Here is an 11,879-nt window from a genome sequence, read left to right on the forward strand (position 1 = left end):
GGACCGGGACAACGCGGCGGACCTGTTGGCGCGAGAACAGGGAATCGCTCGGACTGTCGACAACTATCGACAGGCCGATCGCCGGGTCCGCGAGTTGCTGCCAACATTGGAGGCGCAGCCGGTGGCCGCACCGGGCACGGAGAAGCCCGGGCCAGGTGAGCCGGCGCCGATCGCACCGCCCGAAGCTCAGTCACCTGTCGCATCCGCACCGGCCGACGGTCGAGAGCCGTGGCTCGACCTGCCACCTCCGGAGCCGCACAAGGAAGTGAACCTCGGCCATGCCGCCGGTGTCACCGATGTCGGTCGCCGCACGGCGAATCAGGACGACTTCGCCATCGCGACCGCGGTGATCAATGGTGAACGAGTAACGCTTGCCGCGGTCTGTGACGGCACCTCCGGGGAAGCGACCCGCAGCGACCGTGCCGCTGCCGTCGGCTCGGCCGCGGCATGCGCGGTCCTCGAACACGAGGCCGCCGCCGTTGTGGCCGGCCGGACCTGGGATCCGGCGGCCGTACTGGCGAAAGCGACGCAGGCGGCCCAGACCGCGGTACTGGACCTGATCTCGCGGGAGTTCCCCGGTTGCGATCTGCCACCGGTGAGCACGATCGTCCTGTCACTGGTCACCTCGACCCACGTGTTCACGGAATGCGCCGGCGACTCCCGTGCGTACTGGGTTCCGCTGGACGGCGGTCCGGCAGTCCAGTTGACCACCGACGATTCGGCACTGCAGAGCTATATGGATGTGATGGGCCTGAGCGCGGAACAGGCCGCACGCATGCCGCACGCGTCCTCGCTCACCCGTGGCCTCGGCGTGAAATACGAATGGCGCGAACCGGATCCGACTGCCCACCGAATCGCCGGCCGCGGCGTGGTCGCGCTCGTTTCCGACGGTCCGATCAAGAAGATCGGCACGCCGGATGCGATCGCGGACCAGGTCCGGGCCCAACTGGCCAGGACATCGGGAAATCTCCTCGCCGCCGCGCAAGCATTCGCCACCGCGGCCGTCGACGCCGGCACTCGGGACAACGTCACCGTGGTGCTGATCGCCGGGCCGGACCACTCGGGACGAGGTAAGACCCCGCCGGGTGCCGTAGGGACATCACCGTGGACGACACCCGCGCGCCAGGAAGTACCGGCACCCGTGGACCCGCGCACCCTGCCGTGGACCGGAGGTTTGCCGCAGGGTCGCGCTCATACGACACGCCCTGCCGAATCGTGGATCGGAAAGGTCTCCGGCAACCGCTCAGCTGCCGAAATCGTTCCCACCGTGAACCCGAACGACCACCACGAACCCGACGCGCGCAGAGACCCCCACCGGAAATCCGACCCACCCCGGCCGTCGGCGGCCGATCCGAGCTCGGGCACCACACGGGCCGAAAACCCGGCGCTGCACGAAGCAGCGGAAGCGCCCGGCCGGCGGGACGACGAGGGGGTAATCGGCTCGGCGCCCCGATCCGAGGAGACGAGCAGCGACGTTCCCACACCCCTTCCGCGTTCGCTGGTCGTGGGATCGGCGGCTCGACTGTACGCGGTTGCGGCCGCTGAACCACCTGGTGAAACGCCTGGATACGGGGCTGTGCTCGACACGACGGCCGACCCGGCCTGGATCGAAGCGCACGACGGCAGCAACCGAATTTCGCCGTCCATCACGGGTTTTCACGATCTTCCGGACGACGTGCTGTCCGAATATCTGCGATTGGCGGAGATCGCCGTGCCGATCGTGGTCGCCGCGCTGGCTTCCGGAACAGATGTCTCGGCCGACGACTTCCTGGACGACCTGGCCGGCCGAATTCACAATGGGCGCCTCCAACGCCATTGGCGCACCGCCACCCCGGAACAGCGATTGCCGTTCGACGATCCCGGCTACCCGGAGGAATTGCGTGAGCAGCATCGGCGCCTCGCTCGCGCGGCACGCGATTCGGTGGTGGCGGCCGATGCAGTCGATCGGGCCGTTGCCGACCCGTTCCGGTCCTGTACGACGGGTGCCGCGGTCGCGGCGGAGATGTGGCGCAGACACGCCGTTCGTATGTTCGGGTTCGACGTGCCCGGCATCACGGTGGAACTCGTTCGTGAGCTCGCTCGAGCGATACACCAGCTGTTGACGAAATACCCTCACATTCAACTACTCCGGATCGGGTTCGGCCCCATTTCCGAGTCGCGTCTGCTCGCCGAGAGCGACCACGTCGCCGGAACCGACACGCGTTACCCCTACACGCGGTCGATCACGGTATCCGACGCCGTCGCTGCCGACCGGGAGCTCTTCGCTTCGGAATGGGCCGACATGGTGAACAGCGGCCGCGCTGTGGGATCCGTCGCCGAGCCGGTAGTCGGCCTGATCCGCCGTGAGTTCGGCTACTCACTCAATGTTGCGACTCGGCTGATCGCACAGCGGAAAGCCAAGACGACGCTTATCGACCACCATGAGAACAATCACCGGGGGCCGATGCGATGGTCTCCGCGCGAGGCATTCGCCTGGTCCAACAGCCAATTCCGCGAATACGGACCCGATGGGAAGGGACGATTGAACTCGGCTGCAGCGCTGGCGGGAGCCTTCGCGGCCATGGAACACGATCCACGGGACACATCGGACGGGGAGCGGGTGCTTCACAACCTGTTGATCGAGATCGCACCGCAGCTCGAAGCCGGGAAAGCCCGGGATCGAGAGCAACTCACGGCCGAATACCGCCCTGTCACGCCGACGGAACAGCAGGCCAAGCTGACCATGGCCGCGGCGCTGCGAGCCGATTACGGCATCGACATCATCGGTCTCGACAACCCCGGCATCCCTGCGGCCACCGCCGGTGAGCTCATCGCGGCGGTACGGCACATGATCGCCCGCTTCCCGATCCTCCTCGGCGACTTGTCCGAGATCAGAATCGCTCCCGGGGACGCCGGCGAATTCGCCCGCACCTCCTTCGACGGCATCGAATTCAACGAATTGTGGATGACCGCACCGGCGCGAATGCACGCCGAAGCGGTAGAGCAGTTGGCTGCCGAACGGCTGCGCATCGATCTCGATCGGGTGTACTTCTGCTTGGCCATTCACGAATTGGCGCATCTGCTGCGCAGACTCCTGCCCGTCCACGCGCCGAGTGCGTATGAGGTGGTCACGCGAGCCTTCGAGGAAAGATATGGCTCCAACGACCTTCCAGCGCTACGGGCCTGGATGGTGGCCCAATTCAGCTCGTACAGCATCCGCCAGGACGGTGCTCTCCAACCGGACGAGGCCGAGGCCGAATCGGTAGTGGCTGCCGAGGTCGACAGCCTGACGCCGACCGAGGGCGAAGCGATAGTCCACCGCAACTTCAGCGAGCTGGCCGCGGCCGAGGCCGAACGACGCGGCTTGCCCTCGGCCGAACCCACCATCGGGAGCCGGCCGTCGTCCGCGACCGCCTATGCACCCCAACCCGATCGGCTCGCCGCGGAACTACTCGGTTTGGGGCCGAGCTTCGACTATGTGGAGGATCTGCTGCGAATCGCGGCCCGTGAGCGGCCCGACCCGGCCTGGATCGACAGCCCCGACTACTGGGATTGGCAGCTGAACTGGCTGGCCGAACGCGGGCCCCGGCTGAGCGTGCTCGCGGCATTCTCCGCTGCCACGCTGGAGGCGGAAGCGGCTCTCGGCCTTCCCAATACGAGCGGCCGCAGGTTGCTCCTGGAACAGTCACGACCCCGGACGCCCGGCGAACTGCTGCTCCTCTACAAATACGGGACGATGTGGGGAGGTGAACCGGAGCAACCCAGCGGACCCGACACCGCGGCACGTGCCAGCGCCATCGGCCGCGTACAGCGCGACCTGTCCTTCGACGAGCTTCCGCAGTACGCCTACCTCGCGACGATCGCGGCCCGGCCGATCCTGCAGGCCGATCGTGACCTGACCCGAAAGCACGTGCGGCCGGAGGAGTTCCGGCATTTCGATCCCATTCCCCGCGACGGTGTCTACGGATTGAACTATCCGGGTTGCCGAGCCCTGGACCGGCAGTCACCGGCATACTTCCGAGCGCGATACGCGGGCGACAGTCTGCTTCCGATGATCGCCTGCCGGCCGGTGTACGACCGCTTCCTGAACCACTGGATCGAGCCGTACCAGCTGCGTCACGCCATGCGGCTGCGCGACGGATTCGATGGCACGAGATCGGCGGAGGGGCGAATTGCCCAGTGGTTCACATCCATCGTCGCGGATGTGCTGGCCGCCTCACCGGATGCCGCTCCCGAGATCCTCGACGACGCCCTGCGCACACAACTGCGCCGCAACCGTCCGTCCACACCCGCGAACCACAGGCTGCTGCTGTTCGCGGAGACAACGCAGGATTTGCTCGGCGGTGACTACGACTTCGGCCACTACCTGCGGCGCCGCGATCACCCGGAAACCGAAGGGTACATCCGGACCGTGCGCGAAACCGTCCTGCGCCGCCATCCGACTGCCGCGGTCGCCCGAGTCCCGTTCCTCGCCAACATCATCGATGTATCCGGTACCGGCACGGCGCTCAACGGCCCGAACGGTAGCCCCGGACCCGCCGCGCCGACCGGAGAGCGCCGCGGCCCGGTGACCCTCTTCGCCCCCGAGTTCGATCCGACGATCCTCGACCGTCCGGTCCGCGGCCCGGACCGCCGGCCGATCGAACACGTTCCGGTAGAACCGATGTGGGCGATGGGTTTCCATCATCGGCCGGACGGGCAACCGTGGGAGGTTGCGGACAACGCGCGCGAGCAGCCGGCTACGACCCCGACGACCCACTCGTCCCCGACCCCGGCCGAGGATGGAACGACGCTCATCGGTGCGGTACCGAAGTTCCCCGGACGTCCGAGCGATGACGCGGTCGAATTGCTCGAACGGATCCTCGATGCGGAACATGCCGGTGATCCGTCGGCGCCGGAACTTCGCGCCGAAGCGATTCGACTCATCCCCGACGAGGCCGAACGTGCCTATGCCGAACGTCATGCGGGGAATGCACGCCGGGCCGCGGCACTGGCCGCGGAACTGGGAATCACACCGGAACGGCTCGACGCGCTGACCGCCGAGGAATTGAAGCGGGCCTTCGCGGGCGAGATCGTGCATCGCACCAAAGCCGCGACCTTGCTGAAGATTCTCCGGGACGGCAGGTTCAAGACCATCTTCGAAACGGGCGGGCGGAGTGTCTTCGCGCAAGTTCCGCTGGAAGCTCGGCGAGAACTCGAACAGGTGCTGTTCGGGTACCGTCCGGATCTTCCGGTAGAGCTGCGCCCCATCCACAGCCGAATTCGCAGGACGTGGCGCGCGTGGATCCATGAAGCCGATTTCGCGCCGGTGCAGGATTTCGGCGATGTGGACATCGTATTGCGGTCGGCGGTCCGTGAGCGAACGACGGGCTGCATCGGTAGCCCGGTCCATACTCAGGTCATACCGAGCGCACTCTCCGATCCGCGGCCCGAATCATTCGGAGCGACACCGACGGAGCACGGCGAGTTCGGATACTTCGGCCTCGAAGGGATCGGTCGTGATTACGACGGGGACCGTTTTCATCGAAACGTCCTCATCCAGGCCCAAACGCACGGCGGTGTCCAGGCTTCCGACATCGCCTACGTCGTCTTCCACGGCGAACGCCCCGGCCGCGAATTGCGGGAGGCGATGGCAGCGGCGGGCATTCCCTGGATCAGCTCGATCGACAGTCCGGGCCCGACCCCGCCGGCCCTCGCCGCCACAGTACTGCCCGGCGACCACATTGCCGACGATCACTGACCACGATCGACCGAGCCGCCCCGCGAAACGGCACACTCCGGCCTCGTCGCACGCCGGAGCGACACCGTGGAACCCACGCCGGGGTGAATCGTCGTCCCCTGCCCCCGGCACCGCGCCGTACCATGGCCTCATGACCGAACAGGACATCCTTGCCCACATCCAGGACCTGGTGAAGCAGGAGCATCAGCTGCGGTCCAAGGCCACCAGCGGGGAGCTCGATCCCGAGACCGAGCGGGCGAAGCTGGCCGATCTCGAGGTGATGCTGGATCAGTGCTGGGATCTGCTGCGGCAGCGGCGGGCCCGCATCGACCAGGGCGGCAACCCGGACGAGGCCCAGGCCAACCCCGTGAAGCAGGTCGAAGGGTACCTGCAGTAACGGTTAGCATCGGGTCATGGTTGACATCACGACCGCCGACGGCGTTGTCCGCGGTCTCAGACGGCGTCGCATCGCGCAGTGGCGTTCGATTCCGTTCGCCGCGCCGCCCGTCGGCGATCTTCGTTTCCGCGCGCCGCAGCCCGTCGAGAGCTGGTCCGGGGTGCGCATGGCCACCGAATACGGATTCGCCGCGATGCAGCAGCGCGACGGCGCGCGCATCGGACCACGCGGCGCACAACCGACGAGTGAGGACTGCCTGACTCTGAATGTCACCGCGCCCGTGGAGCCGGCCGGCACACCCCGGCCGGTCATGGTGTTCATCCACGGTGGCGGTTATGTGCTGGGCACCTCGGCGCTGCGGTTGTATTCCGGAGCCCGGCTGGCATTGCGCGGCGATGTGGTCGTCGTGTCGTTCAACTATCGGCTGGGCGCCTTCGGCTATGTCGACTTCGGTGAATTCTCCACGGCGACAAGGCCGTTCGAATCGAACCTGGGTCTGCGCGACCAGGTGGCGGCGCTGCGGTGGGTGCAGCGCAATATCGCCGCCTTCGGCGGCGATCCGAACAACGTGACCATCTTCGGCGAATCGGCGGGGGCGCACGCGGTGGTCAGCCTGCTCGCCACTCCGGCCGCGGCCGGGCTGTTCCATCGCGCCATCGCGCAGAGCGCCCCGGCGGACTGGTCGCTGACGGCCGAGGCGGCGCGGGCCTTCGCCCGGCGCTGCGTCGACAATCTCGGCGCCACGCCGGAACAGGCGGCCGAGGCGCTGAGCACCGCCGGCGCGAACGATATCCGCAAGGCCGCCGATCGCGCGATCGGCGATGTGCTGTGGCGCCAGCCCGGCAGTTTCCCCGCCGCCCCGGTCGTCGACGGCGATTTCCTGCCGATGGACCCGATCGATGCCATCGCCGCCGGGCACGCCCACGCCGTCCCGCTGATCATCGGCACCAATCGCGACGAGGCGACGCTGTTCAAACGCTTCGACCGCTCCCTGCCCACCACCGCCGAACAGCTGCACGTGGCGTTGTCGCGCTGCGGCGACGCCGACCTCGAAAAGCGGGTCGTCGCGGCCTATCCCGGCTATCCGTCGCGGCGGGCCGCCGTGCGCATGGGCGGTGACTTCGTCTTCTGGCGGCCCACCGTGGAGGTGCTCGAGGGCCACAGCCGCCACGCCCCGACCTACGCCTATCGGTTCGACTACGCACCGCGCGCGGTCCAGCTGGCCGGCTTCGGCGCCACCCACGCCCTCGATCTGATTCCGGTGTTCGGCGGGGTGGACAGCCCCATCGGGCGCGGCCTCACCGCGGCCGGCGGCTATCGGGACTTCCTCGCGGTGCAGCGCGAATTCCAGGACAATTGGCTCTCGTTCGCCCGCAAGGGCGAGCCGCTGCCGTCCTGGCCGCAGTACACCGAGCAGCGCCGCAGTACCCGCATCATCGACAGCCCGGCCCGGGTGGAGGTCGATCCGGACCGTGAGAAACGCCTCGCATGGCACGGGGTCCGGGTTCCCGCGCTGGTCTGACCTACTTGAGCAGCCGGGACATGCGCCGGTCGGCGAGGATCTTGCCGCCGGTCTGACAGGTCGGGCAGTACTGGAACGACTTGTCGGCGTAGGCGACCTCCCGCACGGTGTCACCGCAGACCGGGCAGGGCAGTCCGGTCCGCGCGTGCACCTGCATGCCGGAGCGCTTCTCCCCCTTGAGCCGGGCCGCGTCCTGGCCGACGGAGCGGGTGATCGCATCGGTGAGGATTCCACGCATGGCCCGGTACAACTCGGCGACTTTGTCCGCGCCGAGCGTGGACGCCGTGGCGAAGGGCGAGAGCCGGGCGGCGTGCAGGATCTCGTCGGAGTAGGCGTTGCCGATCCCGGCCAGCACGGTCTGATCGGCCAGCACTGTCTTCAATCGCTGCGAGGTGCCGGCGAGGAGTTCGGCGAAGCGGTCCTCGGAGATCTCGAGCGCGTCGGGGCCCAGCCGGGCGATGCCGGGCACCGACTGCGGGTCCTCGGTGATCCAGACGGCGAGCCGCTTCTTGGTTCCGGCTTCGGTGAGATCGAAGGCGGGTGTGGCGCCCTCGCGGGTGAAGAAGTGGACCCGCAGTGCGAGCGGGCCTTTACCCGGTTTCGGCGGCGCGGCGCCCGGTTCGTCGATCCAGCGCAGCCAGCCGCCGCGGGACAGATGCGTGATCAGCCACAGGCCGTCGCAGTCGAGGCCCAGATGCTTACCCCAGTGCCCGGCACCGGTGACGTCGCGCCCGGACAGCGCGGTCACCGGCGGATCGAACGTCTTCAGCACACTCAGCGCCGCGACGTCGACCCGCCCGACAACCGCGCCTACGGCATGCTCGACCAGAAACTGTTCGAGCGCCATGATCTCCGGCAACTCGGGCATTCCCGCAGCCTACCGGCGCCCACCGACAACCGGCCGCTTTCACACGGCACGCGGGACGGCCCGGCCGACGCGAACGGCCGCGTTCCCACCGGGAGAACGCGGCCGTCGAACCCGCGGAACGCGAGTGGAATCACATCTGGACGGGCCCCTGCTGCGGTGCGGCCACACCGGGAGCGACCGCGCCCTCGATCGCGCCCACCCCGGCGCCGATCGCGGCACCCGCGGCAGCGGCCGGCGCCGCGATCACCGCGTAACCGATGGCGGCGCCGACGATCGGCATGACGATCAGGCCGGCGGGCAGGAACGGAACCCCGGCGATCAGACCGGCGACCGCGCCGACGACCGCGCTGGTGCTCGCGATCGGGCTGCTGACGATATTGCCCACACTGGATCCGATCACCGCGCCACCGAGGGTGTCCGCGGCGATCCGGTCGGAACGCGACGGCTCGAACCCGGCGGAGTCCAGGGTCTGTGCCAGCCCCGCCTCGGTCTGCGCGGCGGAATCGTTGATCTGCGCGGTCAGCTGTGGATCGATGAAGTCGGGCCGGGGCGTCACGACCGAACCGATCCGGATGGTGCCGTCGGGCGCCTTGATCGGCGCCACCGGCGGCGCGGGATGGGCGAGGTCGGGCATATGCAGCGCCCCGGGATTCACCATGGCCGGTGCGGTGAGATCGGGCAGGGCCCGAGTGCTGTTGGCGGCGTTACGGTTCGACGAGATGCCCGCGGCGGGCGCGGCGGCCGGCGCGGTGGCGTCGGCGGTGGTGGCATTCGGTTCCGCATCCGCGACCGGCGCGGCGAACGGCGGTACGGCCGGGTCGGTCGCGGCGCTCGGCTGGAACTGCCACGGGTTGGCCTGCGCGACCACGTGTGCCACCGCATCCGCCGCGTTCGACACACCGGCGGCGACGGTTCCGGCGTCCGGCAGCATCCCGGCGGCCGGTGCCACACCCGAATCGGCGCTCGGCGCGGCCGCCCCCGCCACACCCGTCTGCCACAGTGCCACGGTCAGTGGCAACGCACCGATGACGAGTGAGGAACCAACGCGCCGGCACCACTGTCCCGATGCCGCCGAATGCTGCCCTGCCATGAAAACCTCCAGTCGGATTCCGATCGATTGACAGTGATTCGAAATCGCCGGTGGTCTGGATCACATTCGTATCGATGTATTCCACAGCAATTTTGGAGCTATTTCGGACATGTCCGCGGCGCGAACGGCCGCTAACCGACTCTGCGCAAAAGGTATATGTCCATCACCCACCCTTTGGCTTCCCGAAGTTCGTTGCGACGCCGGACTATTCGATCCTCCACCGCACGCAGCGGACCCTCGATCAACGTCTCGTCCGGCATCCCCAGGTAGGCGCCCCACCAGATGTGCAGATCGTCGCCGGGCACCTGCGTGAACGAACACTCGCCGTCGAGCATCACCAGCGTCGGCCCGTCGGCCGCCACGCCCTCGGCGCGCACGCGGCGACCGGTGGTGATGTGCACCGGTTCGCCGATCTCGTGCAGCACGATGCGATGGGCCGCCGCCAGCGCCTGGGCGCTGGTGACCCCGGGGATCACCGTGTACTCGAATCGCGTTCCCGCGTCCAGCACCCGCTGCACCATCCGCAGTGTGCTGTCGTAGAGCGAGGGATCGCCCCAGACCAGAATGCCGCCGACCCCCTCGGCGGCATCGAACGCCTCGGCCAGCAGTTCGGCCCGGCGGCGATGCCAGTCGTCGACCACCTCGCGATAATCGGCGGCGCCCTCGACCGTGCGTTCGCGCGGCGGATCGGCGATGGCCACCACGCGATGGGCCGGATCGGCGTGCGCGGCGAGGATCGCGGCGCGGACCTCGGTCAGTTCCCGCTTGGTCTCCCCCTTACCGATGACGAAGAACGTGTCGACCTGCCGAATCGCCTCGACCGCCTGCACGGTCACCTGCCGGGGATCCCCGGCGCCGATTCCGATCACATACAGCATGCGCACGGTGCCCCAGGCTAGCCAGCGGGCCACCGCGGGATGAGGGCGGTGGTCGCCCGAAGGCTAGGCTTGCGGATATGGACGGCGCGCCCGGAAACGACACCCAGTACGAGGATCTGCTGCGGCTGGTACTCGAGCGCGGTACGCCGAAATCCGACCGCACCGGTACGGGTACGCGTTCGATTTTCGGACATCAGCTGCGCTACGACCTCTCCGCCGGATTCCCCCTGATCACCACGAAAAAGGTGCATCTCAAATCCATCGTCTACGAATTGCTGTGGTTCCTGCGCGGCGATTCCAATATTCGCTGGCTGCACGAGCACGGCGTGACGATCTGGGACGAATGGGCCGATGCGCACGGTGAACTCGGACCGGTCTACGGCGTCCAGTGGCGCAGCTGGCCCACTCCGGACGGCACCCACATCGACCAGATCGCGCAAGTCCTGCAGACCCTGCGCACCGATCCCGATTCCCGCCGGATCATCGTCTCGGCGTGGAACGTGGCGGACCTGGACAAGATGGCGCTGGCCCCGTGCCACGCGTTCTTCCAATTCCACGTGGCGGACGGAAAACTGTCCTGCCAGCTGTATCAGCGCAGCGCCGACCTGTTTCTCGGGGTGCCGTTCAACATCGCGAGCTACGCCCTGCTGACCCACATGGTCGCGCAGCAGACCGAATTGGAACCCGGCGATTTCATCTGGACCGGCGGCGACTGCCACATCTACGACAACCATCTGACGCAGGTCCGCGAACAACTCGGCCGCGAGCCGTATCCGTTCCCGCGGTTGCATCTGCGGCCCGCGCCGAGCCTGTTCGACTACACCTACGACGACGTGGAAGTGCTCGACTACCGCCACCATCCGGCGATCAAGGCCCCGGTGGCGGTATGAGCCGCATCGGCCTGATCTGGGCGCAGACCCCGGCCGGCGTGATCGGCGCCGACAACGCCATCCCGTGGCGGGTGCCGGAGGATATTGCACATTTCAAAGTGGTCACCGCCGATCATCCGGTGCTGATGGGCCGGCGCACTTGGGATTCGCTGCCCGCTCGCTTCCGGCCGCTGCCCGGACGCCGCAATATCGTGATCACGCGGCAATCGCAGTGGTCGGCCCCGGGCGCCGAACGTGCCGATTCGGTGGCCGGCGCCATCGCACTGGCCGCCGCGGATACCGTGTGGATCATCGGTGGCGGCGAAATTTACCGGCAGGCAATGGATTACGCGACCGAACTGATGGTCACCGAAGTCGACGCCGATATTCCCGGCGACGCCTACGCACCCGCGATCGAGGGCGACTGGCGGGTGGAGGACGCGCCCTGGTCGCAGTCGCGCTCGGGTCTGCGCTACCGGATCCGGCGCTTCGCCCGCGACACCGCCCCCGCTACCGTCGGCTGAACCGAGTCCGGCAGGTATCGAACCCGAATCGCA

At 68.0% G+C, this 11,879-nt stretch carries 8 protein-coding genes (1 of these 8 cut by a window edge); 5 read left to right on the plus strand and 3 right to left on the minus strand.

All coding sequences use genetic code 11. From position 1 onward, the window contains the following. The 3 genes from NA3_RS18555 to NA3_RS18565 all read left to right on the plus strand — a co-directional run. Positions 1-5,719, plus strand: the 3' portion of a protein-coding gene (locus tag NA3_RS18555; RefSeq protein ID WP_062964870.1) for a LuxR C-terminal-related transcriptional regulator. 21,635 nt of this gene lie to the left of the window's left edge; the window shows 5,719 of its 27,354 coding nt (coding positions 21,636-27,354); its start codon lies beyond the left edge, outside the window; it ends in the stop codon at positions 5,717-5,719. Between the two features lie 130 nt (positions 5,720-5,849). Then, a complete protein-coding gene (locus tag NA3_RS18560; protein ID WP_030517178.1) occupies positions 5,850-6,095 on the plus strand; it encodes a DUF2630 family protein in 246 nt (81 codons plus the stop codon). Between the two features lie 16 nt (positions 6,096-6,111). Then, positions 6,112-7,617 (plus strand): carboxylesterase/lipase family protein, encoded by a 1,506-nt coding sequence (locus NA3_RS18565; protein WP_062964871.1) that lies wholly within the window; start codon positions 6,112-6,114, stop codon positions 7,615-7,617. A 1-nt stretch (position 7,618) separates the two neighbouring features. Here NA3_RS18565 and NA3_RS18570 read toward each other — a convergent pair whose 3' ends face one another. The 3 genes from NA3_RS18570 to cobF all read right to left on the minus strand — a co-directional run bounded on the left by NA3_RS18570 (position 7,619) and on the right by cobF (position 10,459). Further along, entirely contained in the window at positions 7,619-8,485 is an 867-nt protein-coding gene (locus NA3_RS18570) for an Fpg/Nei family DNA glycosylase (protein WP_062964872.1), read from the minus strand. Between the two features lie 130 nt (positions 8,486-8,615). Beyond that, positions 8,616-9,575, minus strand: a complete 960-nt coding sequence (locus NA3_RS18575) for a hypothetical protein (protein WP_062964873.1) — start codon at positions 9,573-9,575, stop codon at positions 8,616-8,618. 131 nt (positions 9,576-9,706) lie between these two features. After that, entirely contained in the window at positions 9,707-10,459 is a 753-nt protein-coding gene (gene cobF, locus NA3_RS18580) for a precorrin-6A synthase (deacetylating) (protein WP_062964992.1), read from the minus strand. A gap of 71 nt (positions 10,460-10,530) precedes the next feature. Between cobF and NA3_RS18585 the strand changes: the two genes are divergently transcribed. Next, positions 10,531-11,343, plus strand: coding sequence for a thymidylate synthase (locus tag NA3_RS18585; protein ID WP_062964874.1), 813 nt, complete (start codon positions 10,531-10,533; stop codon positions 11,341-11,343). Continuing rightward, a complete protein-coding gene (locus NA3_RS18590; RefSeq protein ID WP_062964875.1) occupies positions 11,340-11,846 on the plus strand; it encodes a dihydrofolate reductase in 507 nt (168 codons plus the stop codon). The genes NA3_RS18585 and NA3_RS18590 overlap by 4 nt, the downstream gene beginning before the upstream one ends. The last annotated feature ends 33 nt before the right edge of the window (positions 11,847-11,879 follow it).

This window comes from Nocardia africana NBRC 100379 (assembly GCF_001612635.1).
GTDB classification, from domain to species: Bacteria; Actinomycetota; Actinomycetes; order Mycobacteriales; family Mycobacteriaceae; genus Nocardia; species Nocardia africana.